Consider the following 25590-nt stretch of genomic DNA (forward strand, 5'->3'; position numbering starts at 1 on the left):
TGGCGGAAGCGGGCCGCCTCGACCTCACGCAGGGGGTACTGGCCGGCACTCCTCGTGTTGTCTGTCGTGGGCGACGACCGGCAGGCGTTAGGCTCTGGGCATGACGCAGGCGACAGGTACCCGGGGGCGGGCGCGCGGCATCCGTCGCGTACCGGTCGAGGACGACCTCACCCGCCTGAACGGTCCTACCACTGGTGTGGTCCAGTTGCCGAACCGGCTGCTCTGGCAGCCCGACGTACATCTCGATCTGAGCGACCGGGCGCTGCTGCAGTTCCTGTACGAGACGGTGCTGCGGGAGGCGCACACCGGTGAGGAACTGGAGACCTGGCTGGACGGCGAGACGCTGATCCGCCTGTGGCCCGACCTGTACCTCCCGCGGGCGGTGCGGGAGCAGTGGGAGCGCAAGCACCCCGAGCTGCGGACGCCAGCGGCCGCGTGACGACCCCGGCCGAGGCGTTCCAGCGTGACGTGGCCCGGCTGGTGCTGGACGTCGCGTGCGAGCACGGGTTCGCGCTGGCCGGCGGGCACGCTCTCGCCGCGCACGACGTCATCCACCGGCCCACCGAGGACGTCGACCTGTTCACCGCCACCGACGGTGCGGTACGCCGGGCGGCGGTCGCGGTCGAGGCGGCGCTTACCGACGCCGGGTACACGGTCGAACCCGTCGACGACGTCGACGACCTGTCCGACCTCATCGACGGGTTCGCCGCCGACATCGCCGAGTACGAGGTGTCGTGCGGGGAGAACATGATGCGGCTGCAGCTGGCCCGGTTCGACCGGCGGCACGAGCCGGTGATGATGGCGATCGGCCCGGTGCTGCACCTCGACGACGTACTGGCCACGAAGGTCGCGGCGCTCGCCACCCGCGCCGAGCCGCGCGACTACATCGACGTGGCCGCCGCGCTGGACACCCGTACCCGGGAGCAGTTGCTGGAGTTGGCCGCGGCCGCCGATCCCGCCATCGGGCCCGACGAGTACGCGGATGCGATGGTGCGGCTGGACCGGCTCGCCGACGTGGTGTTCCGCGACGTGTACCGGCTGGACCAGGTGCAGATCGACGCCCTGCGCGCACGCTTCGCCGACTGGCCCCGACCGGAGCGCTGAGGGGTCAGTACCGGATGCGGAAGTGGCCGACCAGGTGGATCGTGTTGCCGTCCGGGTCGGCGAGCGGGCAGAGTCGTACCCCCTTGTTGGCGTCGACGATCTCGCCGAGGTCGAGGTCCATCTCGCGCAGTTCGCGGACGCCCTCGTCGATGTCGGACACGGCCAGGTTGAGCAGCCCGTGCCCGGCCCGCCGCGGGTCCTCGGTGACCTGTACCCAGCCGCCGTCGACGACCTGCCACTCGACCAGGTTCGGCATCGGGTTGTTGTCGGGTTCGCGGCCGAACAGCCTCGTGTACCAGGCGCGGCCGGCGCCGATGTCGCGGACCGCGACGACCGCGAGTACGTGCTCGACGTGTGCCATGTCAGCTCCCGTCGGTCCGGGCGGTCGCGGCGAACTCCGCGGCCAGGGTGTCGAGTTGCTGCGCGGTGCCCGCCTCGCGCCAGGCCGGTTGCTCCTGGCCGGGCAGGTACATGCCGTGTTCGGTGAGGACCACGAGGGCGCCCGCGCCGTCGGCGGCGAACTCGACGCTGGTGACCGACACGGTCGACAGCACGTCGCCGGTGTGCAGCGTCGAGGTGGTGAGGATCCGTTCGTCGGTGACGATGTCGATGTAGCGCCCCTCGTACGTGAGCTGGCGGCCCTCGCCGTCGTACCCCTTGACGGTTTCGAGGCCGCCGACGACGAAGTCCTGGGAGTGCTCCGCCCCCTGCGCCATCCAGCGTTTCCGCGCCTCGGGTGTCGCCCACGCCGCGAACACACGCTGGACCGGGACCGGGTACCGGCGTTCGAGGGTGAACGTCGCATGCGTCACGTCCATGATCACTGTTCCTTCAGGTAGTCGTCGAGGTGGTCGAGGCGCCGTTCCCATTCCGTACGTTGCGCGCCGAGCCAGGCTTCGGCCGTCCGCAGCGCCGACGGTTCGATCCGGCAGCTGCGTACCCGGCCGACCTTCTCGGTGACGATGACGCCGGCCGCTTCCAGTACCTGGAGGTGCTGCATCACGGCGGGCAGGGACATCGCCAGCGGCTCGGCGAGCGCCTTGACGGCGACCGGGCCGCGCACGAGCCGTTCGACGATGGCGCGGCGGGTCGGGTCGGCCAGCGCTCGGAAGACGAGGCCGATCGGATCGGAATGGTTAGGCACATGCTTAACCATCGCCGTGGGCCACCCGAAAGTCAAGCCCCTGCTTAACCATTCACGGCCCTGTCCGGTACGGTGCGCGCATGGGTGACGTACCGGCGCGGTTGACCGTGGTGACGCTCGGCGCGCGGGATCTGCCCACGCTGCGCCGCTTCTACGCCACGCTCGGCTGGCCGCAGGTCGACGGCAGCGACGACGCGTGGGCCGGGTTCCTCGTCGGCGGGGTCCTGCTCGCGCTGTACCCGTTGCCCGAGCTGGCCGCCGAGGCCGCACTCGCCGCCACCGCACCGGCGGCCGGGTTCACCCTGGCCTGCAACGTCGACAGCGCCGAGCAGGTCGACACCGCGTACGAGGCGGCCCTGGCCGCGGGCGCCACGCCCGTCGCGGAGCCGACGACGCGCGAGTGGGGCGGCCGATCCGGGTACGTGGCGGACCCGGAGGGAAACCGCTGGGAGATCGCGTACGCGTCGAGCGCCGTGTTCGACGCCCGCGGAGCCCTCGTCTCCTTCGGCTGACGGCCGGCTCCCGCGCGGACCGTGCCCGGTCAGTCCCAGTCGGCGAGCAACCGCGCGAGACGCCGCAGCAGCCGGGTACGGACCGGCGCCGGCGCCGTACGCAGGTGGTCCGGCCAGTCCAGCAGCAGGAGCAGCAGTTCGGCGGCGCCGGTGGCGCGGCGCAGTACCTGGTCGTCGGCGATGCCGCGGGCCGCGGCGTACGCGGTGCGCATGGCCGCACGCGGCGGCGTCCACCCGTCGGCCTCGGCGCGCTGCCACAACAGGGCCAGGTCCTCCGGCCCGTGCCCCGACCCCACCTCCTGCCAGTCGATCCAGACGAACCCGGCCGGGCCGGTGAGGACGTTGCCGAGGTGCCAGTCGCCGTGAAGCAGGCAGTACGGCAGGGCGCGCAGCGCCGCGTCGAGTTCCGCCACGTCCGGCCAGTCCGGGTACCCGAGACCGGCCCAGGTACGGCGGGCCGCGGTGACCGACGCCGGCCGGGACGCGGGTTTCAGCCACGGCAGGGCGGGGACGCGGGCGCGGTGCAGCGTGCCGGGTTCGGTGGCCAGCCGGCACCAGCGCGCGGTGGGCCAGCCGTCCGGGCGCGCGGGCGTACCGGCGCACTCGAACAGCAGGCAGCCGTCGGCGGCGGCGACCAGCCGCGGCACCCGCACCGGTACGCCGGCGGCGAGCTCCCGGTGGAAGCGCAGTTCCCGGGTGTGCCGGGTGGTCTTCAGGACGAGGTCGCGGCCTCCGGCGCGGAGCCGGTACACGGTGGCGCCGGACGCGCCGGCGCCGACGGGCCGCACGTCACTCACCTCGTCGGTACGGCCGAGCAGGCGCCACCAGTGGCGTACCGGTGCGGTCATCGCGGGCGTCCCTTCGTCGCCGACCACGATGCCGTACCGGCCGCCCGTCGCGTCAGTCCCCGGTACGGGACGCTTCCGCGGGTCGGCCGTCGGGGGACAGGCCGAGCAAGCCGCCGGACTGGCGGGCCCAGAGCGCCGCGTACAGGCCGTCGCGGGCGAGCAGTTCGTGGTGCGTGCCGTCCTCGACGATCCGGCCACTGTCGAGGACGACGATGCGGTCCATCCGGGCGATGGTGGCGAGCCGGTGCGCGATGGCGATCACGGTACGGCCCGCCATGACCGTGTCGAGCGTGTCGTGGATGGCGGCCTCGACCTCCGAGTCCAGCGCCGAGGTGGCCTCGTCGAGTACCAGGATGGGGGCGTTCTTGTGCAGGGCGCGGGCGAGCGCGATGCGTTGCCGCTGGCCGCCGGACAGCGTGACACCACGTTCCCCGACGTACGCGTCGTAGCCGGTGCGGCCGTCCGCGTCGCGCAGGTCCGCGATGAACCCGTCCGCCGCGGCCTTGCCCGCCGCCACCTCCACCGCCGCGTCGGCCGCACCGTAGGCGATGTTGTCGCGCACGGAACGGTGCAGCAGCGACGCCTCCTGCGGCACCATCGCGATCTGCGCGCGCAGGCTGTCCTGCGTGACGCCGGCGATGTCCTGGCCGTCGATCTCGATCCGGCCGGCCTCCGGGTCGAAGAACCGCAACACCAGGTTGACCAGGGTGGACTTGCCCGCGCCGGAACGTCCGACCAGGCCGACCTTCTCGCCCGGCGCGATCGCCAGCGACAGCCGGTCCAGGCCACCGGATCCCTTGCCGTAGTGGTGACTGACATCGACCAGCCGGATCCCACCCCCACGTACGGCGAGGGCGGTGGCGCCGGCACGGTCGGTGACCTCCAGCGGCTGCGCGACGGCCGCGAGCGCCCGGCGCAGCGCACCGACCGCGCCGAACAGCGACGACACCGCGTCGAGCAGCCACTCGGCCATCGCGGTGATCCGGAAGCTCAACGCCAGGGTGGCGGCGACCAGGCCGATCGGCGCGGCGCCGGCGTGCCACAGCACGATGCCGTACCCGACGAGGCCGACCATCAGCAGGCCGCCGAGGCCGAGCATGCCGGCGTTCATCGTGACTTCCAGGCGCTGCACCCCGAAGTACGCGCGGCGCGCGGTGTCGAACACCCGCCGTCCGGTGCGGTCCTCGCTGGCCCGGTCGGCGAACAGCGCGAGCGTGTCGATGTTCGCGTACGAGTCGACGAGCAGTCCGGTCACCGCCGAGTTCGCGTCCTGCAGCCGCGCCGACGCGGTCCGGTACCGCGGCACGATCCAGCAGGCCAGCCCGGCGTACAGGGCGATCCAGGCGGCGAGCGGCAGGGCCAGCCGCGGGTCGGTCGCCGCCAGCAGCCACACCGACCCGGCCACGTACACCAGCACGTACGACAGGGTGTGGACCACGCAGTACGCGGCGGTCGTGGCGGCGTCGCCGCCGTCGCGTACCCAGGAGGCGATCCGGCCGGCGAGGTCGCGGCGGAACCAGCCGACGGACTGGCGCGAGACGTACCGGTGGGCGCGCCAGCGGGCGAGCGCCTGCGCGTTGGGGCGGAAGGCGAGGTCGTCGAGCCCCTCGCCGAGCAGGTGTACCAGCGGGCGCAGCACGAGTACCAGGGCGGCGACGGCGATCAGTTCGGGGCCGTGGTCGGCCCACAGCCGGGCGGGTGTGGTCGAGGACAGCAGGTCGACCAGGCGCCCCGCGTACCCGATGAGCCAGACCTCGCTGCCGGCGTTGACGACGGTCACGGCGAGGCTGGCGGCCACCACGGCGCGCAGCGGCCGGAACTCGCGGACCAGGAACGACCACACCCCGGCCGGCGGCGTGCCGACGTCACGGGTACGGAACGGGTCGACGGTGTCTTCGAGCAGACGAAACACGGATGCGCTCCAGGGAAGAGGACGACGGTGGGGGTGAACGCGGGCCCCGACGTCGGCACCGGCGTTCAGCGCGGAGTACTGCCGGTCGTCCTCATGGGCGTCTCCTTCGTGTCGTGCTCGCCGGGGACGTTAGCGGGGGAGTCGGGGGCGGGCATCCGATATTCCGCTGTGGCGGAGCAGTCACCTCGAACTATGCAGCCTGGACTGGACAGTTCAGGCTGATGGATTAGGCTGGGGACATGGCGAAGCGCACCAGTGACGTGCCGGCGTCGGCCGTGCAGGCGGCGCGCGACCTGCGGGTCGTGTTCAGCCGGCTGCGGCGCCGGCTGCGCGAGGTGTCCACCGACACCCGCGACCTCACCCCCTCCCAGACCTCCGTACTGAGCCGCCTGGACAAGGACGGCCCGGCCACCGCCAGCGCGCTCGCCGCCGTCGAACGGGTCCGGCCACAGTCGATGGCCGCGACCGTCGCCGTGCTCACCGAACGCGGCCTGGTCCGCCGCGACCCCGATCCGGCCGACGGCCGCCGCCAGCTCGTCACCCTGACCGCCGAGGCCCGGGAGTACATCGCGGGCAGCCGGCAGGCGCGGGAGGAGTGGCTGGCCCGCGCCATCGCCGAGCGGTACACGGAGAAGGAGCGGGACACCATCGTCGCGGCGATGGCCCTGCTCGACCGGCTCACCGACGCGTGAGCCCGTTGCCCCACCCCACCCGAAAGGTTCGTACCCGATGGCTGTCAGCACCCTCGACGACCGCACCGCGCTGGTCCTGATCGACCTGCAGAACGGCATCGTCGCCGCCCCCACCGCACCGCACACCACGTCCGAGGTGGTGGCCCGGTCGGCGCGGCTCGCCGACGCCTTCCGTACGCGGGGGCTGCCGGTGGTCCTCGTCCGCGTGTCGTTCGCCGACGACGGCGCGGACGTCGTGCCGGGCCGTACCGAGAAGACCGGGATGGGCGGCACGCCGCCGGCCGGGTGGGACCTGATCGTCGACGACCTCGCCGGCCACCCCGGCGACCTCACCGTCACGAAGCGGAACTGGGGCGCCTTCCACGGCACCGACCTCGACGTACACCTGCGGCGGCGCGGCGTCACGCAGATCGTGCTCGGCGGCGTCGCCACCAGCATCGGGGTGGAGTCCACCGCCCGCGCCGCGTACGAGCACGGCTACCACGTCACGCTGGCCACCGACGCGATGACCGACCGGGACGCCGAGTCGCACCGGCACAGCGTCGAGCGGATCTTCCCGCGGCTCGGCGAGACCGGTACCACCGCCGAGATCCTCGACCTGCTGCCGTGACCTCGCACAGCTCGCGGACGCCCAGCAGCCGTCCCGACTGAACCGGCTGGAGCGACGGGCGTTCCGCCAGCCTGACGCGCCTCGCCCCCCACGGGGCCACGTCCTGCCGGCCGAGGCCGTACGGATGTGCGCTCTCCTTGCCCCGCAAGGCAAGTACGACATTGGCCGCCGGTGTCGCCGCGTGGCGCGAGCTGGCCACGCGGCGACCGGGGTCAGGCGGCGAGGACGGCGGGCCGCAGCACGTCGGTGCACCACTGCCGGAACGTGGTCGGCGTCGCCGCCCGCGACGTACCTGGCTCGACCGCGTAGATGCCGGTCTGGACCGCGGCCGACATGTCGACGAGGCCCTGCGCCCACGCGTCGCTGAGCCCGTGGTCCACCAGACTCGCCTTGTACGCCTCGGCCGGCACCTGCTGCGCCCGGACGGGACGCTGGAGTACCTCGGTCATGATCTCGGCGAGTTCGTCGTCGGACAGGTCCTCGGGGCCGAGTACCGGCACGTTCTGCTGGCCGGTCCAGGTGTCGTCGAGCAGCAGCCCGGCGGCGACCGCGGCGATGTCGCGGGTGGCGCAGGTCGGCACCCGTACGCCGGCGGGCAGCGTGGAGTAGAAGACCCCCTGGTGCCGGATCGGGTGGACCTGGCGGAGCATGTTGTCCATGAACCCCGGCATGCACAGCGAGCGGTAGTGCACGCCGGTGCTCTCCACCAGGTCGTCCATGGCGAAGATCGCGGAGATCTGTCCGGCGTTGCGCGCGATGCCGCGGCCGAGGCTCGACACCCCGACGACCCGGCGTACGCCCTGGGTGGTGATGCCGGCGCACAGCGGCCCGACGAAGTCGAGCACGTGGCCGGCGATGCTGGCGGCCCGCGGATCCGGCGGTACGACCCACAGCACGGTGTCGGCGCCGGTGAACGCGCTGGTCACGACGTCCACGTCGGTCATGGAGCCCTGGACCACCTCGGCGCGTTCGCGTACGCGCGGGTCGAGGCGGGCGGGGTCGCGGACGATCACGCGGACGGCGGTGTCGGTGTCGACGAGGGTGTCGAGGACCTGGCGGCCGATGCTGCCGGTGGGGGTGGAGACGACGATCATGGACCTCTCCCGATGAGCGGAACAGAAGTAAACTCTACTGTACCGTTTACTTTGCCGAAGGAGCGACCACATGGCAAGGCGCGGTGACGAACTGCGGGACCACATCCTGCGTACGGCCAAGGACGTGTTCCTGGAGACCGGGTACGAGCGCGCGTCGATGGACGTGGTGGCCACCCGCGCCACCACGTCCAAACGGTCCCTCTACGCCCATTTCCCCAGCAAGGACGCGCTGTTCCTGGCCGTCGTCGACCTGACCCGCGAGCTGTACCTCGACCGGCTCAAGACGCCCGGGCACTACAGCGACGACCCGCGCGAGGCCGTCGTACTGTTCTGCGGCCGGTTCCAGCAGATGCTGCTGTGGCGCCCGGCCCTGCGTACCTGCCGGCTCGGCATCACCGAGGCCGAACGGCTCCCGGACGCCGCCGCCCGCTACCACGACGCGATCTTCGCCAGCGCCCACCAGCGCCTCGCCGACTATCTGCGCGAGCGGTACGAGCTGGACCACGCCGAGGACGCCGCGCACGAACTGCTCGGGCGCAGCGCGTACCCGAGGTTCGTGCGGGCGCTGTTCGGGGTGGAGGAGCCGATCGACGACTGGCCCGACGAGGCTGCCGTACCGGGACTCGACCTCGACCCGATCCGTACGGCGGCGGCGCGGCTGCTGCCCTGAGCTCAGCCGGCCCGGACGGTACCGACGACGACGGTGGCGGCCAGGTCGGAGTCGCCGACCACCGTCGTGGCCAGCCCGGCCGCGGCCATCGCCGCCGCGGTGTCCGGCGCCTGCGCGACGCTGGTCTCGATCAGCAGCCGGCCGCCCGGCGCCAGCCAGCCCGGCGCGCCGGCCGCCACCCGGCGCTGGATGTCCAGGCCGTCGCCGCCGCCGTCGAGCGCGACACGCGGCTCGTGGTCGCGCGCCTCCGGCGGCATCAGGCCGATCTCGTCGGTCGGCACGTACGGGGCGTTCGCGGCGATGACGTCGACCCGGCCGCGCAGCGCCGCGGGCAGCGGATCGTACAGGTCGCCGGCGTACACGTGGCCGGTCGGGACGTTGCGGCGGGCGCAGCGCACCGCGGCCGCGTCCACGTCCACCGCGTACGGCACCAGGCCGGGGTGCGCGGCGACCAGCGCCGCGGCGACCGCACCCGTACCGCAGCAGAGGTCGACGACGACCGAGGTGGCGTCGATGTGGCGGGCGGCAAGATCGGCGAGCAGTTCGGTGCGGCGGCGCGGGACGAACACGCCGGGTTCGACGGCGATACGCAGGCCGCGGAACTCGGCCCAGCCGAGGATCTGTTCGAGCGGTTCACCGTCGACGCGGCGGTCGACGAGAGTGACGAGGGTGGCCGGGTCGGTCGTGGCGGCGGTCAGCAACCGCGCCTCGTCCTCGGCGAACACGCAGCCGGCGGCGCGCAGCCGCGCCACCACGGGGAACAACGGATCGGGCATCACGGGCCTTTCGCAGACGGGCTCGCGCGCCCGGCGGCGACTCAGGCGAGTCCGCGAGGCGGGCGCATCGTACTGGCGTTGATGGGGCCCACCTCCTCGACGTCGTGCCGTGGAGCGCAACACTACCCGGCGGCCGTGAGGTACGTGGCGACAGCGTCCCGTTCGGCCGCGAGCGCCGCGCTCACGTCCGCCGGCAGCGGCGCGAACGGCTCCACGACGGGCGTTCCGGCCTGCCTGCTCCAGGTGCCGACGGCCAGCCCGTCGGCGAGAACGGTCGGCCGCAGCTGGCCGCCGCCCGGCCACACCCGCCGCCGGTACGGCTCGGGCACCGACAGCGTCCGGTCCCGGTAGCCGAGCAGGTACCCGTCGTACGCCGGCAGCAGCCGTACGTCCGGGCCGTCCGGTACGTCGGGGTCCGGTGGGGCGGTCGTCTGCCGCCACGCGGCGCGGGCGATGCCGGCGGGCAGACCCGACCAGGCGGCGAAGTCCGCCGGGCCGGCCGGGCCGTACCCGTGGCGGTAGCGGACCGCCAGTTCCACCACCGGATCCTCGGGTACGCGGCCGGGCGTTGGCAGCCAGTCCCCGGCCAGCACGTACGTCGCGTCGTCGGCGCGGAACGGCCCGTGGCAGACCAGCCCACGAAGCGCCGCGTGCCGGATCGCGTGGAACGGCGCCTGCCCGTCCGGCCCGATCCCGATGCCGGCCAGGTGCCCGGTCAGCTCGGCGCGGGTCAGCGGTCCGTTCGCGAGTACGCGGGTGATCAGGTGGTCGGCGCGGGCCAGCAGGTCCGCGTCGAGGCCGAGCTGCGCGCACCGGCCGGCGGAGGCGGCGATCGTACGCGGGCCGAGCAGCGCGCCCAGCCAGTGGGCGTCCTCGGCCGGGACCGTGTGCAGCGTCCCGCGCAGGTACCAGCTGCGCACGATGCTGCGCTCCCGCTCGTACGCGGCGCGCACGGCGGCGGCGGTCACGCGGGCGCCGCGTACCCGGATGCCGAGGTCGGCGGCGGTGCGGTCCTGCGCCTGCACCGCGACCACCCGGCGCACCACGGCGTACGGGGTCGGCTCGCGGACGCCACCTCCGACCGCCTGCGCGTACGCCCGGGCGCGGCGCACCGTCTCGTCGCTCATCGCCGTACCGTACGCAGCGCGTTGGCGAGCGTGGCGACCGCGGCGGCGAGCACGTCCGGCGGGTTCGCCGCGTATCCGAGGACCAGGCCCGGCCGGTACGGGCGCTGGCAGTGCCAGGACAGCGGCTGCACCGTCACGCCGGCCGCCAACGCCGCCGCGGCCAGTGTCGTGTCGTCGAACCCGCCGTCGAACGTGACCGTCAGGTGCAGCCCGGCCGGCGCGCCGTGCACCGTCGCGTCCGGCAGGTGGGTACGGATCGCGGCGAGCATCGCGTCACGGCGGGCCCGGTGCCGGCGCCGTACGAGCCGCAGGTGCCGTTCCAGCGCGCCCGATGCCATCAGCCGGGCCAGTACCAGCTGGGGCAGGGCCGGGTTGCCGAGATCGGTGACACGCTTGGCGTCCACCAGCGCGGCGCGGTACCGGGGCGGTGCGAGCAGCCAGCCGATCCGCAGTGCCGGGGCGAGCAGCTTCGACACGCTGCCGGCGTGGCAGACCCGGTCGGGCAGCAGCGCGCGCAGCGCCGGCACCGGCGGCCGGTCGTAGCGGTGCTCGGCGTCGTAGTCGTCCTCGATCACGAGCCCACCGTCGGCCGCCCAGGCCAGCAGCTCCCGGCGCCTGCGGCCCCCGAGTACGACACCGGTCGGGAACTGGTGGGCGGGCGTGGCGAGGACGGCGGGGGCGGTGATCGCGTCGACGCGCAGCCCGTCGTCGTCCACCGGTACCGGCGGGGTGGCGAGGTCGGCGGCGTGCAGGTGCTGCCGGGCGCCGAGCGAGCCGGGATCCTCGACGGCGACCGCGTCGGTGCCGTCGTCGCGCAGCACCCGGCCGAGCAGCGTGAGCGCCTGCGCCGTACCGGCCACGACGAGGATCTCGGCCGCGTCGGCGCGGATCCCGCGGTACCGGGCCAGCCAGCCGGCCACCGCCGCGCGCAGCTCCGGGGTACCGCGGGGATCGCCGTAGCCGAGGGCGGACGCCGGTGCGGTGGCCAGTACGTCGCGTTCGGCGCGCAGCCACGCGGCCCGCGGAAACGCCCCCAGATCCGGTACTCCCGGGGTCAGGTCGACGCCCGCGGCGGCGGCCCGTACGGCGTCGAAGGCGTCCGGGCCGGGCCGGTCGAACACCTCGCGCGGCGGCGGTTCCGCGGCGGCCGGCGCGGGCGGTGCGGTCACCGGGGCGGCGATCAGGGTGCCGGCCCGGCCGCGGGCGGCGACGTGCCCGTCCTCCGCCAGCCGCCGGTACGCCTCGGTCACCACGCCGCGGGAGACCCGCAGGTCGGCGGCGAGTTGCCGGGTCGGCGGCAGCCGGTCGCCGGCCGCGAGCCGGCCGTCGCCGACGGCGGCACGGATGGCGTCGGCGAGCCAGTCGGCCAGGCCCCGGCCGCGCGGCGCGTCGCCGGCGGACAGGTGCAGGAAGTCCGATCCTGACGTTGTGGTCCTGTCGTACGGCGCTTCTTTGGACCTGTGCACCGGACCATTCTGGCAGCAGGCTGAAGGACACCACCGGCCACGGGAAAGGGGAACGATGAGCTACGTGCACGGCTACTCGGTACGGGAGGGCCGCCGGCTCGGCGACCAGGCCGACACCCTGGCCGACCTGCTGCACGCCGGCATCGCGTACCCGGCGGGCAGCAGGGTACTGGAGGTCGGGTGCGGCGTCGGCGCGCAGACCGTGCACCTGCTGGCCCGCAGCCCCGGCGTACGGCTGGTCGCGGTGGACGTGTCGGCCGCGTCGCTGGCCGCCGCCCGCGCCACGGTGACCGCGGCGTACCCGGGGGAGGACGTGACGTTCTGCCGGGCGGACCTGCACCGGCTGCCGTACCCGGACGGGGCGTTCGACCACGTGTTCGCGTGCTTCGTGCTGGAACACCTGCCCGATCCGCGCTCGGCGCTGGCGGCGCTGCGCCGGGTGCTGCGGCCCGGCGGCACGCTCACCGTCGTCGAGGGCGACCACGGTTCGGCGTTCTTCCATCCGGACAGCGCGTACGCCCGCGCCGCCATCGACTGCCAGGTACGTCTCCAGGCGGCGGCCGGCGGTGACGCGCGGATCGGCCGGCGGCTGCACCCGCTGCTCACCGCCGCCGGGTACGCCGAGGTCGACGTGACGCCGCGCGCCGTGTACGTCGATGCGGACCGGCCGGGCCTGGTCGACGGGTTCACCCGCAACACGTTCATCGCGATGGTGGCCGCGGTCGGCGCCGACGCGCTCGCGGCCGGGCTGACCACCCCGGACGACTGGCGCCGCGGCATCGCCCACCTGCACCGTACGACCTGGGCCGACGGTACGTTCCACTACACGTTCTTCACCGCCCGCGCCGTACGGCCGTGACGCGGGCGGTGACAGGTCAGGCGACGGACTCCTCGTCGTCGGCGTCCGCGGCGAACTGCGTGCGGTACAGCTCCGCGTACCGGCCGTCGGCGGCGAGCAGTTCCGGGTGGGTGCCGCGCTCGACGACCCGGCCGGCCTCCACCACGAGGATCTCGTCCGCGGCGCGGATCGTGGACAGCCGGTGCGCGATCACCACCGCGGTACGCCCGGCCAGCGCCGCACCGAGCGCCTCCTGTACGGCCGCCTCGGACGTCGAGTCCAGGTGCGCGGTCGCCTCGTCGAGGATCACCACGCGGGGCTGCGCGAGCAGCAGCCGGGCGATCGTGAGGCGCTGGCGTTCCCCGCCGGAGAGCCGGTAGCCGCGCTCGCCGACGATCGTGTCCAGCCCGTCGGGCAGCTCCGCGACCAGTTCCTCCAGCCGGGCGCGGCGCAGCGCCGCCCACAGCTCGTCGTCACTGGCGGCGGGCGCGCCGAGCGTCAGGTTCGCCCGGATCGACTCGTGGAACAGGTGCCCGTCCTGCGTCACCATGCCCAGCGCGCCGCGGATCGTGTCGAACGACAGCTCCCGTACGTCGACGCCGCCGAGCCGTACGGTGCCGGCGTCCACGTCGTACAGGCGGGGCAGCAGGGAGGCGATCGTGGACTTGCCGGCGCCGGACGAGCCGACCAGCGCCACCATCCGGCCCGGCTCGGCGGTGAACGACACGTCGTGCAGCACCTCCGTACCGCCGCGCGTGTCGAGCTTCGCGACCTCCTCCAGCGAGGCCAGCGACACCTTGTCCGCCGCCGGGTACGCGAAGCGCACGTGCTCGAACTCGACGCCGACCGGCCCGTCGGGCAGCGGTGTCGGGTCGGCCGGCTCGGCGATCAGCGGCTTGAGGTCGAGTACCTCGAACACCCGCTCGAAGCTCACCAGCGCGCTCATCACCTCGACGCGGGCGCTGGCCAGCGACGTGAGCGGCGCGTACAGCCGGGTCAGCAGCAGCGCGAGCGCCACCACGTCGCCGGGCGCCAGCCGGTGCGCGAGCGCCAGCGCGCCACCCACCCCGTACACGAGGGCCAGGGCGAGCGCCGAGACCAGCGTGAGCGCCGAGACGAACACGTACTGCACCATCGCGGTGCGTACGCCGATGTCGCGGACCCGGCCGGCGCGCGAGGCGAACTCGGCCGACTCCCGGTCCGGCCGCCCGAACAGCTTCACCAGCGTCGCGCCGGGCGCGGAGAACCGTTCGGTCATCTGGTTGCCCATCGCGGCGTTGTGCTCGGCCGCCTCGCGCGACATCCGCGCCAGCCGGCGGCCCATCCGCCGCGCCGGCAGGACGAACACCGGCAGCAGGACCAGCGCCAGTACGGTGACCGGCCAGGACAGCGTCAGCATCACCGCGAGCGTCAGCGCCAGCGTGACGACGTTGCTGACCACGCCGGACAGCGTGTTGGAGAACGCCCGCTGCGCGCCGAGCACGTCGTTGTTGAGCCGGCTGACCAGCGCACCGGTCCGGGTACGGGTGAAGAACGCGACCGGCATCCGTTGCACGTGGTCGTACACGGCCGTGCGCAGGTCGAGGATCAGGCCCTCGCCGATCCGCGCGGACAGCAGGCGGGCGCCGATGCCGATGCCGGCCTCCGCGACGGCGATCGCCGCGATGGCCAGGGCCAGGCCGGCCACGACCGTCCAGGCGGACCGGTGCACGATCGCGTCGACGACCCGACCGGCGAGTACGGGGGTGAGGACCGCGGTGACCGCGGTGACGACGGACAGGATCACGTACGTGACGAGTCGGGCCCGGTGGGGCCGGGCGAACCGCAGGACGCGGCGCAGCGTCGCGGCGGAGAACGGTCGGGACTTCTCGGCGTTACGGGCGTGGTGCAGCTGCGCCCAGGCGGTCATCTCCATGCTCACCGGGCAACCTTAGAACCTGAAGCGAGCTTCAAGTCAACGCGGTGCGCGGGTTCAGTGCCGCGGGCCGTCCGGCGCGGTGAGCCCGGCGGTGGCGCAGGACTCGGCGATCCGGTCCAGCGAGACGCCGAGCGCCGCGGCGAGCGCGGCCACGGTGAAGAACGCCGGGGTCGGGATCCGGCCGGTCTCGATCTTGCGCAGCGTCTCGGCGGAGATGCCGGCGGCCGCGGCGATCTCGGCCATGCTGCGCTCGCCCCGCGCGGTACGCAGCAGCGCGCCGAGGCGCTGGCCACGGTCGCGGTCGGGTCCGGTCAGCGGCGGTCGAATCACGAACGTGATACTAATACCGGTATAGGTATTGGTCCACCGCCCGGGACGCAGCTCACGGTCCGTCCCCGCCGGCGTCAGCCCAGCAGGCGGGTACGCAGGGCCGCCAGGTCCGCCTCCGCCACCCCCGCCGTACGCAGGTAGCCGGGGTCGGGCAGCGCGGCCAGCAGCGCCTCGCGCGCCGTCGTACCGGCGCGGGCGAGCAGCCCGGCGATCTCGTCGGTCTGGTCGTCGAGGCCGCGCGCCGGCCACAGCGCCGCCAACCGCTCCGTACTGCGCAGGTAGTCGGCGGCGATCTCGTCCGGCCGTACGCCGGCGAGACGCAGCAGCAGCATCGCGACCAGCCCGGTACGGTCCCGGCCGATGCCGCAGTGCACCAGTACGCCGCCCGGCGCCGCCCGCGCCACCGCGGTGACGGCCGCGGCACACCGGTCCGGCCGCCGCGCCAGGAACAGCGGATAGTACAGCGGGCTGCCGTCCAGGCCGTCGGCCGCGATCCGCGCCCACAGCGCCGTGTCCTCCACCCCGTCCAGCGGGACGTGCACGGTCGTCACCCCCGCCGGCCGCGGTACGGCGTCGGCCCGGATCTCGTCGTCGTTGCGCAGGTCCACCACCGTACGGATGCCGTGGTCGTACACGGCGGTCCAGCCGGCGGCGGTCAGCATGTTCGGATGGTCGGCGCGCACCACCGCGCCGAACCGGGTGCTCCGGCCGTCGGTGGTGGCGAGTCCGCCGAGGTCGCGGGCGTTGAAGCAGCCGTCGAAGGCGCAGTCTCTGTCGGGCACGGTCGAACATGGTGGCACAGCCCGGCGAGGCGGCACCCGCCCGGCCCGCGCGGGGCTCTACAGTGCCCGGTGTGTCGAACGAGGTCGTGGTCCGCAGCGCCGAGGTGGCGACACCGACCGCCGACACCGGACCGGCCGGCCGGCTCGCCGCGGCGTTCCTGCTGTCGCACAGCGGCCGCACCCGCGAGGCGTACGCCTACGACCTGGCGCACTACTTCGACTGGTGCGCCCGGCTCGGCGTCGACGTACTGACCGCGCGCCGGGTGCACATCGACGGCTACCGCGAGCAGCTCGACGCCGAGGGGGCCGCACCGTCCACCGTGGTACGCCGGCTGTCGGCACTGTCCGGCTTCTACTCGTACGGCATGGACGAGGAACTGGTCGACCGCAACCCGGTGCAACGCGTACGCCGGCCCAAGGTCGGCGACAACGTGCAGTCCACCGGCCTGTCCGCCGACGAGGCCGGGATCCTGCTCGCCGCCGCGCACCGGCACTCCGCCCGCGCCGAGGTCGTCGTCACCCTGCTGCTGCTCTGCGGGCTGCGGGTCTCCGAACTGTGCGGCGCCACCGTCCCCGACCTGTCGTACGAGCGGGGCCACCGGGTCCTGCGCGTCACCCGCAAGGGCGGCCGCTCCCAGACCATGGTCGTACCCCCGCGCGCCGCCGACGTCCTCGACCGCTACCTGGCCGACCGTACCGAGGGGCCGTTGGTGGTGACCTCGACCGGCCGGGCGCTCGACCGGCACGCGATCTGGAAGCTGCTGCGCGCGCTGGCCGCCGACGCCCTGCCGCACCTGGCGCACTCGCTGCACCCGCACGACCTTCGGCACGCGTGCGCGACGCTGTCGCTGGAGGCCGGTGCGTCGCTGCGCGACGTCCAGGACCTGCTCGGCCACGCCGACAGCCGCACCACCCGCCGGTACGACCGGGCCCGCCACAACCTGGACCGTTCCCCGTCGCACCGGCTCGCCCTGCTGCTCGCCGACACCGACCCACGCTGAGCCGGAAACGTTGCCACGCAACGCATTCCGGCGCTCCACGACACCGCGCAAGGCGCGTCGGTGTCGGCCGGTCGGCGCATCTCCAGCCCGACGCCAGCCGCACCCGACCCGCTTCCACCGTCAGCCGCCGACCCGGAAGCGGTGCGGGTCGGCGGCTGACGCGTCAGGCCAGCGGGGCACCGTCCACAAGGGACTCGAACGCGGCGTCGGCGTCGGCGGCCACGTCCTCGCCGGCGAGCCGGTCGGCGCACCACAGCCCGGCGACCGCAGCGGCACGCGAGTCGCCCCGGTCCAGCTGGTGACCGGCCTGCTCGACCAGCAACGCCCCCGCGTACGCGTCGGCCAGCCGGATCGCGAGCCCGCGCGCCCCGGCCAGCACCGTACGGGCGGAGGGGTCGGTGCCGACCTTGTCGGCGGCGGCGGACAGCTCGGCGTGCGCGGTGGTGAGCGTCTGGGCGGCGGGGCCGAGCCAGCGCCCACCGGTCTGGCGTGCCGCGTCGGCCGCGGCGGCGACCCGGGCCAGCAGCGGGCGGTGCGCGCCACGACCCGCGATCGCGCGCGGCAGGTCCAGCGACAGCACGTTGGTGGTGCCCTCCCAGATCGGGAGTACCTGCGCGTCGCGGATCAGCCGCGGTACGCCGGTGTCCTCGACGTACCCGGCGCCGCCGAAGCACTCCACGTACTCCGCGGCGGAGGAGACGGCGAGCTTGCCGGTGGCGAGCTTCGCCAGCGTGGCGGCGAGTCGCAGCTCCGCGGCGGCATCCTCGTCGCCGTCCACCTCGACCCGGCCGAGCAGCGAGAACCCGTGCACCGCAAGGGCGTGCGCGGCCTCCGCGTGGACGGCGAGCCGGCCGAGCGTCGCGCGGTGCAGCGGCTGGGCGGCGAGCGGCGCGCCGAACACGTGCCGCCCCGCCGCGTACGCCCGGGCGAGCCACAGCCCGCGGCGCATGCCGGCCGCCGACGCCGCCGCGTTGTGCAGCCGCGCCACCCGCAGCAGCGTCATCATCCGCGCCACCCCGTGCGGGCTCGGCTCACCGACCGGCACCGCGTACGCGGAGTCGAGGCCGATCTCGGCGGTCGGCAGCGCCCGGGTGCCGAGCTTGTCCTTGAGCCGGTGCACCCGTACGCCGGGGGCGGGGGCGTCGGGGGCGAGCCCGGCGCCGAGCGGCGAGTCCGCGGCGTACCGGGGGACGAGGAACGGGGTCAGCCCGTCCATGCCGTCCGGCCGGGCCAGCGCCACGGCCATCGCCGAGTCGGCCGCCGAGCAGAACCACTTCTCGCCGGTGAGCCGCCAGCCGTCGGCGCCGCGCGCGGCCACCGTCGTACTGCCGGAGATGTCGGAGCCGCCCTGCGCCTCGGTCATCCACTGGCCGCTGGTGACGGCCACGTCCGGGTCGGTGGCGGTCAACCGCGGCAGCCACGCCTCGCGCAGCGCCGGGTCGGTGTCCGGGTGCGACAGCAGCGCCGACGCGCCGTCGGCCATCGCCACCGGGCAGTTGAACGTCGCCGACTCCGGCCCGTACAGGTACAGCAGCCCGTACTGCACGACGCGGGTCGCCGCGCCCCACACCGCGCGCGCCTGCGCCTGGTACGGCAGGGCCACGAGCGCGTGCCGGGCCGCCGCGGCGCGCAGCGTGTCCCAGCCGGGCGCGGCCTCGATGCGGTCGATCCGCGCGCCGAACGCGTCGTACCGGCGCAGTACCGGCGGGTGGTTCTCGGCGTCGTGGTGTGCCGCGCGCAGCGGCCCGTGGGCGTCGGCGGCCAGCTCGGTGAGGCGGCCGCGGGCGGCGGCGTGCCCGTCGTCGCCGAGCAGCCGGTCCAGCCAGGTACGCAGCACGGTGTCCGCGGCGTACAGGTCGGGCAGGTCGGGGTAGGTCTGCACGTACCGGTCCATGCGTGCAGTCTGCCAGCTCCGGTTACCGATGAGTAGCCCAAAGGTGGTACCTGTCGGTTTGTGCGGTGCCCTAGGGTCATCGGTGGACATTCCGCACAGTTGCGCCGACTGTGCGCGAGCAGCGAGGGGACCGCCATGACCGTCGAGCCGCCCACCCCACCAGCACCCACCCAGCGCCGCGGCGACGACCCGGCGTCCACCGCCGAACACCGCGCCGACCTGGTACTCGAAGGCGGCGGCGTCAAGGGCATCGGCCTGCTCGGCGCGATCGTCGGCCTCGCCGAGCGGGGCTACACGTTCCCGCGGATCGCCGGCACGTCGGCCGGTGCCATCGCCGGTTCGCTGACCGCCGCGTCGCTGCGCGCCGGCCGCCCGCTGGAGGACCTGGTCGAACTGATGGAGTCGCTGGACTACCGGCGCTTCGCCGACGCGACCCTGCTCGACCGGTTCGGCCCCGTCGGCAAGGGCGTCGAGCTGCTGCTGCACGACGGCATCTACAAGGGCGACTACGCGCTGGCCTGGATCCGCGACCAGCTCGCCGAGTTGGGTGTGCACACCTGGGGCGACCTGCGCATCGACGACGACCCCGACACCGGCCTGCCCCCCGACCGCCGCTACCGGCTCGTCGTCACCGCCTCCGACCTGTCCCGCGGCCAGCTCGTCCGGCTGCCCTGGGACTACCACCAGTACGGGCTGGACGCCGACAGCCAGCCCGTCGCCCCCGCCGTACGGGCGTCGATGTCGGTGCCGTTCTTCTTCCGGCCGGTCACCCTGCGCGCCGGGCAGGGCCTCGGGGAATGCACGCTGGTCGACGGTGGGCTGCTGTCGAACTTCCCGATCGAGATCTTCGACCGCAGCGACGAGAAGCCGCCCCGCTGGCCCACGTACGGGGTGAAGCTGTCCGCGCGGCGCGACGCCCGGCAGGTCAGCCACAAGGTCGACGGCCCCGTCGACCTGGCCCTGGCCGCGCTGCACACGCTGATGGACGCGCACGACGCGTACCACCTGGACGACGAGCACGTCACGGCCCGCACCGTGTTCGTCGACACCGACAAGGTCTCCGGCCTCGACTTCGGCATCGACCGCGAAACCCAGCAGACGCTGTACGCGACGGGCCGGCGCGCCGCCGAGACGTTCCTGGGCCGGCTGCCGGCCGCTCAGCCCAGCGGCAGCTGACCGGCCGTCGGCGCCGCCGGGCCCAGGTCACCCGACCGGTAGTGGGCTCGGCACAGCACCTGGTAGCGCACCGGGTCGTCGCCGCCGGTGTCGCCGGTCAACACCTGCGCCCCCTCGCGTACGACCCGGTTGCCGACGACGCGGCCGTTGAGCTGGCCGCGCCGCCCGCACCAGCACAGCACCTCCACCTGCAGCCGGTACACCCCGTCGGCCAGTTCCAGCAGCCGTTTCGTCGCCGGGAACAGTTCGCTGCGGAAGTCGGTGGCCAGACCGAACGCGTACACGTCGACGTCGGACTCGTCGACCAGGTCGGCGAGCTGCTCGACCTGCTCCAGGCTGTAGAACTGCGCCTCGTCGCAGATCAGGTAGTCGACGCGCCGTCCGCGCGCCCACTCGCCGCGGACCAGGTCCCGCAGGTCCAGGACGTCGGTGACCTCGATGGCGCGCCGGTCCAAACCGATCCGGCTGGAGATCCGCGGCTGGCCGGACCGGTCCAGCCGGGTCAGCAGCAGCCCGCGGCGGCCCTGCCGGGCGTGGTTGTGGTCCATCTGCAGCGCCAGCGTCGACTTGCCGCAGTCCATCGGGCCGTAGAAGAACTTCAACGTGGCCTGCTGGCAGGACCGGTCGTGCGCGCCGGCATGCCGCGGTACGGGCACGGCCAGCGCGCTCGGGTCATCGGAGGTCACGACCGCACAGCCTAGAGGCCGGTACGGTCGCGTCTCCCGGCCGGGCTCACAGCAGCCGCGGCGGCGTGTTGCCCGCGGCCTGGATCGCCCGGCGCATCGGCACCGCGGCCAGCAGTACGAAGCCGAGCACGAAGAACACCAGCAGCGACACGATGCCCAGCCGGTAGTTGAACGTGAACTGGTACACCAGCCCGAACAGCAGGCTGCCCAGCCAGCTCGTGCCCTTGTCGCCGATGGCGTAGATGCCGAAGTACTCGGCTTCCTTGCCGGTCGGGATGAGCTGCGAGTACAGCGAACGGGACAGGGCCTGGCTGCCGCCCATCACCAGACCGATCGCCACGCCGAGCCCGATGAACGGCAGCGCCTTGCCGGCGGGCAACCAGAACGCGGTGACGATGACCGCGATCCAGCACACCAGCGCGATCAGTACGGTCTTGCGCGCGCCGATCAGCTTCGCCAGCCGGCCCAGCAGCAGCGCCCCGCCGAACGCGACGATCTGCACCACCAGGATCGTCACCAGCAGCACCGCCTGCGACAGCTGCAGCTGGTTGGTGCCGTACACGCTGGCCTGCGAGATGACCGTCTGGATGCCGTCGTTGTAGATCAGGAACGCGACGAGGAAGAACACCGTCAGCGGGAAGCTCTTCACCAGCCCGCGCAGGGTGCCGCCGAGCTGCCGGAACCCGGCGCCGAGCACGCTGCCGCGCGTCGGCATCTCCGCGACCGGCTCGTGCCGCTCCGGCAGCAGGAAGACCGTCACCAGCGTGAAGCCGCCCCACCACAGCCCGGCCGCGACGATGCAGTAGCGGGCGACGGTGAGCGTGTCGCCGAGCTTCAGCAGGTTCGCCACCAGGCTCAACGCCAGCAGAAGGCCGCCGCCCAGGTAGCCGAACGACCAGCCGATCGACGAGATCGAGTCGCGCTTCTCCGGCCCCGCCAGCTGCGGCAGGAACGAGTTGTACACGACCGTCGCCGCGCCCAGCGAGATGTTCGCGACCAGGAACAGCACCCCGCCCAGCAGGTACCGGCCGCCGGTGACGAAGACCATCGCCGTGGTCGCCGCGGCCCCCACGTACGCGAAGACGACGAGCATCCGCTTCTTGTGCGCCGACCGGTCCGCCAGCGCACCCACGACCGGCAGCACCACGACCGTCAGCAGCGTCGAGATCGCCACCAGGTACGAGAAGTACGAGCCGGGGGCGACGGGGATGCCCAGCGGGTGCACGTACCGGTTGGTGCAGGCGTCACCGGCGCCGCAGCCGGCGGCCACCTTCGTCACCGCGATCAGGTACGGCCCGAGGAACACGGTGGACACCACCGTGATGAACGCGTGGTTGGCCCAGTCGTAGAAGTACCAGCCGATCCGGTCGCGGCGGCTGGAGGTCAGCCCCGGTACCGGTGCGTCGACACCGACGGTCACGTTGATCTCCGTTGCGGAAGAGGGGGACGCTCAGCGTGCCAGCAGCGCGCGAGGTTCAGGTGTCCCACCGGCCACGGCTCAGTAACACGTCGCGCAGGACCTCGATCCGGTCGGTCATGATCCCGTCGACGCCGAGGTCCAGCAGCCGGTTCATCTCGTCCGGGTCGTCGATCGTCCACACGTGCACCTGCATCCCGAGCCGGTGCGCGTACGTGACGAACGACCGGTCCACGACACGCACCGGGCCGAACCGTACCGGCACCTGTACGGCCGGTACGCCCGGCGTCAGCCCCAGCATCCCGCGCCGGCCGAGCGCCGCCAAGCGCAGCCGGGCCACCTCGGCCGGGCCGAGCGACGTCGCCAGCCGCGGCCCCAACGCGCGCCGCACGTACGCCAGGCGCCGGTCGGAGAACGACGCGACCAGCACCCGTTCCAGCGCGCCGGTGTGCCGGATCGCGTCGATCAGCGGCCGGACCGCCGGCCACGCCTTGACGTCCAGGTTGAACCGCAGGGCCGGCCAGGCGCCCAGAACGTCCACCAGCCGCGGTACGGCCTGCTCGCCGCCGACCCGGATCGTCGCCAGGTCCGCCCAGCGCAGCGCGCCGACGCGTTCCTGCCGGCCGGCCACCCGGTGCAGGCTCGCATCGTGCAGGATCACCGGTACGCCGTCCGCGGTGGCCTGCACGTCGGTCTCCAGGTACCGGTAGCCGAGAGTGACAGCGCGTTGAAAGGCGGCGGTGGTGTTCTCGTCGCCGTCGGCCGCGCCGCCCCGGTGCGCGAACGCCAACGGCAACGCAGAGTCCAGGTACGGATACCCGGCGCGGTGGGTGTCCCGGGGGTTCGGCTGCTCGCTCACGGGTGGAGTATCCCCGCTTCCGCCCGGCTCGTGGCGACCCGCCCCGCCGGCGCGGCATGGACGGGCATACGGGCAGTATCGTGTGCCCCGGGAAGGAGATCTTGTATGCGCGTGCTCGGAATCGACTTCGGCACGTCGAACACCGTGGCCATGTTGAGGATGCCTGATGGCAGGGTCCGGCCACTGTTGTTCGACGGGTCGCCGTTGCTGCCCTCCTCGGTCTACCTCGCGCCTGACGGGCGGATGTTGGTGGGCCGGGACGCTGAGCGCAACGCCCGGGTCGACCCCACCCGGTTCGAGCCGAATCCCAAGCGGCGCATCGACGACGGCACCATTTTCCTGGGCGACCAGGAGATCCCGGTGCCGCGCGTCATCGCGTACGTGTTGGAGCAGGTGATCACGGAGGCTCGCCGGCAGATCGGCGGCATGCCCGAGCAGTTGCGGATGACGCACCCGGCCCGATGGGGGGAGCGGCGGCGCAGCCTGCTCGTGGAGGGGGCCCGGCTCGCCGGCCTGCCCCGCCCGCAGCTGATCGCCGAGCCCGTCGGCGCCGCGTCGTACTTCACGGCCGTGCTGGGCACCGCCGTCCCGGTCGGCCGTTCCCTGGCCATCTACGACCTGGGCGGCGGCACGTTCGACGCCACCGTGGTGCGGCGTACCCAGTCCGGGTTCGAGGTGCTGGCCGAGGAGGGCCTGCCCGACGTGGGCGGCCTGGACTTCGACCACGCGATCGTCGAACACCTCGGCCGGACGTACTCGCAGTCCCACCCGGACGTGTGGGCCCGGCTGATCACGCCGCGGGAGTCCGGCGACCGCCGCTACCGCCGCATGCTGTACGAGGACGTCCGCGGCGCGAAGGAGATGCTGTCGCGTACCTCCAGCGCCGACATCCACCTGCCCGCGCTGGAGGTCGACGCCCACATCACCCGCGAGGAGATGGAGGGGCTGATCCGCCCGCACCTGGAGCGGACGGTCGAGTGCCTGCAGCGCACCATCTCCGAGGCCCGGCTGACCCCGCGTGACCTGGTCGGCATCTTCCTGGTCGGCGGCTCCAGCCGGATCCCGCTCGCCGGGCACCTGGTGCACTCCGGGCTGGGTGTGGCGCCGACCGCGCTGGAGCAGCCGGAGACGGTCGTCGTGGAGGGTTCCCTCGCGGTGGGCGGCCCGCCCGGGCAGCGGCCCGCGCAGGGCATGCCGCCGCGTCCGGCGCAGCCGCAGCGCCCGCCGGTCGGCCCGCAGCCCGGCCCGGTGAACCGCCCGCCGGCCCGCCCGGTGATCCCGAGCCCGCCGCGGCCCGCCCCGCAGGCCGCGCCGCGCCCGCCGGTACAGGCGCCGGCGATGCGCCCGGCCCCGGCGCCGGTCGTGGCCCCGGCCCCGACCCGCCCGATCTCGACGGTTCAGTCCGCTCCGCCCGCGTCGATGGACGACGACGGCTCCTCCAAGCGCTGGTACCAGGAGCCGGCGGTGGTGCTGACCCTGATCGTGGCGGTGCTGCTGGTGCTGGGCTTCGTCGGTCTGCTGATCATCGCCCTGGCGCGGTAGCCGCCCGACTGCACCGTACTGCGGGGTCGACGCGACCCGGGTGCGGTGCGTCGGCTGCTGGCGGGGTTGCCCGACTGGTTCGGCATCCCTGCCGCCATCGAGCCGTACACGGCGGCGCCGCCGACCTACCTGGCGCTCGTCGACGGTACGGCCGTCGGCGTGCTGTTGCTGCGCCGGCGTTTCGCCACCCGCCGGCGAGATCCACCTGGTGGCCGTCGACACACGGGATCGGTCGCCGGGCTCGGTGCGCCGGTCACCGAGCTCACCGCCGAGGGCGTACCGCTGCTGCGCGTGACGACTCGGCAGCAGGTGAACCCGGGGCCGCGGCACCACCTCGGTCACCGGGATCGTCAGCGCCGCCCGTTCGACGCTCGGGCCGAGTGACCCGAGCGTCGGGTGCGGTGCCACGCCGCCTGCAGCTTCCTGCCGCTGGAGATACTGTCCGGGCGATGGCCCGGCAAGCCCTGCCTGCTCAGGGTGCGACCGCTGGGCCGCTGACGCGCGGCCGCACCGAAGACCGAGCGCTCAGGCGCCGGGGCCCCACCAGCGGGCGAGCGAGCTGGTCGCCGGGTCCTCCGAGCCGGCCAGCGCGTGCCACGGGTCGGCGCCGTCGGGCAGTTCCTGCGCGTCGTAGTCGAGCAGGTCCGACGGCGGCGGCGCGGACGTGACCGGGCCGGGCGTGTCGGCGGCGGTGTCGTGCTGCTCGCCGAGTACGGCCGGGTCGCTCCACGGGAAGCCGTCGACGGGCTCCGGCGGTTCGCCGACGTCCAGCTGCGGCGGGAACGGGTCCTCGGCCGCCCAGTGCGGGTCGTCGCCGACCAGGTCGAGGTCCGGCTCGGCACCCGGTACGGGCTCGGCGTGGTCGCCGGCCGGCTCGTCGACGTCGGTGTGCTGCTCGTCCGCCGCGTCGTGCCCGCCGTCGCCGTGCCCGTACTCGTCGGACAGGTCGTTGAACTCCAGCCCCACGCCGTGCTCGCCGCCCGAGGTGTCGTCGGGCTCGTAGCCGTGCTCGTCGTAGCCGTGGCCGTCGAGCTGGTCGCCGTCGGGGTGGCCGGCCGCCGCGTCCTGCTCGCCCGGCGTGTCGGCGAGGTCGCCGCCGCCGTGGTCGGCGTCGAGTTGGTCGCCACCGTGCCCGTCGGCGTACTCGCCGTCGTGGTCGCCGAAGTCCATCGGCCCGTCGTGATCCATGGCC

28 protein-coding genes are annotated in these 25590 nt (G+C 73.9%); 11 read left to right on the forward strand and 17 right to left on the reverse strand.

Features of this window, described 5'->3' with window-relative positions:
* The first annotated feature begins 100 nt into the window (after positions 1–100).
* Both Aru02nite_RS17340 and Aru02nite_RS17345 read left to right on the forward strand, forming a co-directional pair.
* Complete coding sequence (locus Aru02nite_RS17340; protein WP_203658683.1) at positions 101–439, forward strand: hypothetical protein; 339 nt, start codon at positions 101–103, stop codon at positions 437–439.
* Positions 436–1104, forward strand: a complete 669-nt coding sequence (locus tag Aru02nite_RS17345; RefSeq protein WP_203658685.1) for a nucleotidyl transferase AbiEii/AbiGii toxin family protein — start codon at positions 436–438, stop codon at positions 1102–1104. The genes Aru02nite_RS17340 and Aru02nite_RS17345 overlap by 4 nt, the downstream gene beginning before the upstream one ends.
* A 4-nt stretch (positions 1105–1108) precedes the next feature.
* Here the strand turns inward: Aru02nite_RS17345 and Aru02nite_RS17350 are convergent, their stop codons facing one another.
* From Aru02nite_RS17350 to Aru02nite_RS17360, 3 genes are read right to left on the reverse strand one after another with little or no spacing between them, the layout of a single operon-like run.
* Entirely contained in the window at positions 1109–1465 is a 357-nt protein-coding gene (locus Aru02nite_RS17350; protein ID WP_203658687.1) for a VOC family protein, read from the reverse strand.
* Between the two features lies 1 nt (position 1466).
* The gene (locus tag Aru02nite_RS17355; RefSeq protein WP_203658690.1) at positions 1467–1922 is read right to left on the reverse strand and encodes an SRPBCC family protein; all 456 of its coding nucleotides are present in this window, start codon (positions 1920–1922) and stop codon (positions 1467–1469) included.
* A gap of 2 nt (positions 1923–1924) precedes the next feature.
* On the reverse strand, positions 1925–2248 hold the full coding sequence (locus Aru02nite_RS17360; protein WP_373324884.1) for an ArsR/SmtB family transcription factor: 324 nt from the start codon (positions 2246–2248) through the stop codon (positions 1925–1927).
* 80 nt (positions 2249–2328) lie between these two features.
* On the opposite strand from Aru02nite_RS17360, the gene Aru02nite_RS17365 reads away from it, so the two are divergent.
* The gene (locus Aru02nite_RS17365) at positions 2329–2760 is read left to right on the forward strand and encodes a VOC family protein (protein WP_203658694.1); all 432 of its coding nucleotides are present in this window, start codon (positions 2329–2331) and stop codon (positions 2758–2760) included.
* A 29-nt stretch (positions 2761–2789) separates the two neighbouring features.
* Here Aru02nite_RS17365 and Aru02nite_RS17370 read toward each other — a convergent pair whose 3' ends face one another.
* Together Aru02nite_RS17370 and Aru02nite_RS17375 are read right to left on the reverse strand one after the other, a co-directional pair.
* On the reverse strand, positions 2790–3608 hold the full coding sequence (locus tag Aru02nite_RS17370; RefSeq protein ID WP_203658696.1) for a phosphotransferase family protein: 819 nt from the start codon (positions 3606–3608) through the stop codon (positions 2790–2792).
* Between the two features lie 52 nt (positions 3609–3660).
* Positions 3661–5520, reverse strand: a complete 1860-nt coding sequence (locus Aru02nite_RS17375; RefSeq protein WP_203658698.1) for an ABC transporter ATP-binding protein — start codon at positions 5518–5520, stop codon at positions 3661–3663.
* 239 nt (positions 5521–5759) lie between these two features.
* Here Aru02nite_RS17375 and Aru02nite_RS17380 point away from each other — a divergent pair, with 239 nt between their 5' ends.
* Both Aru02nite_RS17380 and Aru02nite_RS17385 read left to right on the forward strand, forming a co-directional pair.
* Positions 5760–6212: a MarR family winged helix-turn-helix transcriptional regulator gene (locus tag Aru02nite_RS17380; protein ID WP_203658700.1), complete on the forward strand. Its 453-nt coding sequence runs from the start codon at positions 5760–5762 to the stop codon at positions 6210–6212.
* A gap of 37 nt (positions 6213–6249) precedes the next feature.
* Complete coding sequence (locus tag Aru02nite_RS17385) at positions 6250–6822, forward strand: hydrolase (protein ID WP_203658702.1); 573 nt, start codon at positions 6250–6252, stop codon at positions 6820–6822.
* A 212-nt stretch (positions 6823–7034) separates the two neighbouring features.
* On the opposite strand, the gene Aru02nite_RS17390 is transcribed toward Aru02nite_RS17385, so the two are convergent.
* Entirely contained in the window at positions 7035–7916 is an 882-nt protein-coding gene (locus Aru02nite_RS17390) for an NAD(P)H-binding protein (RefSeq protein ID WP_203658704.1), read from the reverse strand.
* Between the two features lie 70 nt (positions 7917–7986).
* Between Aru02nite_RS17390 and Aru02nite_RS17395 the strand changes: the two genes are divergently transcribed.
* Complete coding sequence (locus tag Aru02nite_RS17395) at positions 7987–8586, forward strand: TetR/AcrR family transcriptional regulator (RefSeq protein WP_203658706.1); 600 nt, start codon at positions 7987–7989, stop codon at positions 8584–8586.
* 2 nt (positions 8587–8588) lie between these two features.
* Here Aru02nite_RS17395 and Aru02nite_RS17400 read toward each other — a convergent pair whose 3' ends face one another.
* From Aru02nite_RS17400 to pdxR, 3 genes are all read right to left on the reverse strand, one after another.
* Positions 8589–9362: a putative protein N(5)-glutamine methyltransferase gene (locus Aru02nite_RS17400; RefSeq protein WP_203658708.1), complete on the reverse strand. Its 774-nt coding sequence runs from the start codon at positions 9360–9362 to the stop codon at positions 8589–8591.
* Positions 9363–9484: 122 nt separating this feature from the next.
* Positions 9485–10489: a winged helix DNA-binding domain-containing protein gene (locus Aru02nite_RS17405; RefSeq protein ID WP_203658710.1), complete on the reverse strand. Its 1005-nt coding sequence runs from the start codon at positions 10487–10489 to the stop codon at positions 9485–9487.
* Positions 10486–11955 (reverse strand): MocR-like pyridoxine biosynthesis transcription factor PdxR, encoded by a 1470-nt coding sequence (gene pdxR / locus Aru02nite_RS17410; protein ID WP_203658712.1) that lies wholly within the window; start codon positions 11953–11955, stop codon positions 10486–10488. The genes Aru02nite_RS17405 and pdxR overlap by 4 nt, the downstream gene beginning before the upstream one ends.
* Before the next feature lie 55 nt (positions 11956–12010).
* Here pdxR and Aru02nite_RS17415 point away from each other — a divergent pair, with 55 nt between their 5' ends.
* Complete coding sequence (locus Aru02nite_RS17415) at positions 12011–12814, forward strand: methyltransferase domain-containing protein (protein ID WP_203658715.1); 804 nt, start codon at positions 12011–12013, stop codon at positions 12812–12814.
* 16 nt (positions 12815–12830) lie between these two features.
* Here Aru02nite_RS17415 and Aru02nite_RS17420 read toward each other — a convergent pair whose 3' ends face one another.
* The 3 genes from Aru02nite_RS17420 to Aru02nite_RS17430 all read right to left on the reverse strand — a co-directional run bounded on the left by Aru02nite_RS17420 (position 12831) and on the right by Aru02nite_RS17430 (position 15823).
* Positions 12831–14708 (reverse strand): ABC transporter ATP-binding protein, encoded by a 1878-nt coding sequence (locus Aru02nite_RS17420; protein WP_373324887.1) that lies wholly within the window; start codon positions 14706–14708, stop codon positions 12831–12833.
* Positions 14709–14765: 57 nt separating this feature from the next.
* Positions 14766–15041 carry a helix-turn-helix domain-containing protein gene (locus Aru02nite_RS17425; RefSeq protein WP_203658717.1) on the reverse strand — a complete coding sequence of 92 codons (276 nt, stop codon included), beginning with the start codon at positions 15039–15041 and terminating at the stop codon, positions 14766–14768.
* Positions 15042–15115: 74 nt separating this feature from the next.
* The gene (locus Aru02nite_RS17430) at positions 15116–15823 is read right to left on the reverse strand and encodes a tyrosine-protein phosphatase (protein ID WP_239076745.1); all 708 of its coding nucleotides are present in this window, start codon (positions 15821–15823) and stop codon (positions 15116–15118) included.
* 71 nt (positions 15824–15894) lie between these two features.
* Between Aru02nite_RS17430 and Aru02nite_RS17435 the strand changes: the two genes are divergently transcribed.
* Positions 15895–16824 carry a tyrosine-type recombinase/integrase gene (locus Aru02nite_RS17435; RefSeq protein ID WP_203658721.1) on the forward strand — a complete coding sequence of 310 codons (930 nt, stop codon included), beginning with the start codon at positions 15895–15897 and terminating at the stop codon, positions 16822–16824.
* 163 nt (positions 16825–16987) lie between these two features.
* On the opposite strand, the gene Aru02nite_RS17440 is transcribed toward Aru02nite_RS17435, so the two are convergent.
* A complete protein-coding gene (locus Aru02nite_RS17440; protein ID WP_203658723.1) occupies positions 16988–18718 on the reverse strand; it encodes an acyl-CoA dehydrogenase family protein in 1731 nt (576 codons plus the stop codon).
* 135 nt (positions 18719–18853) lie between these two features.
* On the opposite strand from Aru02nite_RS17440, the gene Aru02nite_RS17445 reads away from it, so the two are divergent.
* Complete coding sequence (locus tag Aru02nite_RS17445; protein WP_203658725.1) at positions 18854–19894, forward strand: patatin-like phospholipase family protein; 1041 nt, start codon at positions 18854–18856, stop codon at positions 19892–19894.
* On the opposite strand, the gene Aru02nite_RS17450 is transcribed toward Aru02nite_RS17445, so the two are convergent.
* The 3 genes from Aru02nite_RS17450 to Aru02nite_RS17460 all read right to left on the reverse strand — a co-directional run bounded on the left by Aru02nite_RS17450 (position 19876) and on the right by Aru02nite_RS17460 (position 22856).
* Positions 19876–20550: a thymidine kinase gene (locus Aru02nite_RS17450; RefSeq protein ID WP_239076753.1), complete on the reverse strand. Its 675-nt coding sequence runs from the start codon at positions 20548–20550 to the stop codon at positions 19876–19878. The genes Aru02nite_RS17445 and Aru02nite_RS17450 overlap by 19 nt on opposite strands.
* Before the next feature lie 76 nt (positions 20551–20626).
* Complete coding sequence (locus Aru02nite_RS17455; protein ID WP_203658790.1) at positions 20627–22006, reverse strand: MFS transporter; 1380 nt, start codon at positions 22004–22006, stop codon at positions 20627–20629.
* A 49-nt stretch (positions 22007–22055) separates the two neighbouring features.
* Entirely contained in the window at positions 22056–22856 is an 801-nt protein-coding gene (locus tag Aru02nite_RS17460) for a glycerophosphodiester phosphodiesterase family protein (RefSeq protein ID WP_203658729.1), read from the reverse strand.
* A 105-nt stretch (positions 22857–22961) separates the two neighbouring features.
* Here Aru02nite_RS17460 and Aru02nite_RS17465 point away from each other — a divergent pair, with 105 nt between their 5' ends.
* Together Aru02nite_RS17465 and Aru02nite_RS17470 are read left to right on the forward strand one after the other, a co-directional pair.
* Positions 22962–24398 carry an Hsp70 family protein gene (locus tag Aru02nite_RS17465; protein ID WP_203658731.1) on the forward strand — a complete coding sequence of 479 codons (1437 nt, stop codon included), beginning with the start codon at positions 22962–22964 and terminating at the stop codon, positions 24396–24398.
* 45 nt (positions 24399–24443) lie between these two features.
* On the forward strand, positions 24444–24782 hold the full coding sequence (locus Aru02nite_RS17470) for a hypothetical protein (RefSeq protein ID WP_203658733.1): 339 nt from the start codon (positions 24444–24446) through the stop codon (positions 24780–24782).
* Between the two features lie 141 nt (positions 24783–24923).
* Here the strand turns inward: Aru02nite_RS17470 and Aru02nite_RS17475 are convergent, their stop codons facing one another.
* A complete protein-coding gene (locus tag Aru02nite_RS17475) occupies positions 24924–25586 on the reverse strand; it encodes a hypothetical protein (RefSeq protein WP_203658735.1) in 663 nt (220 codons plus the stop codon).
* Between the last annotated feature and the right edge of the window lie 4 nt (positions 25587–25590).

The organism is Actinocatenispora rupis, from assembly GCF_016861975.1.
Lineage (GTDB): Bacteria > Actinomycetota > Actinomycetes > Mycobacteriales > Micromonosporaceae > Actinocatenispora > Actinocatenispora rupis.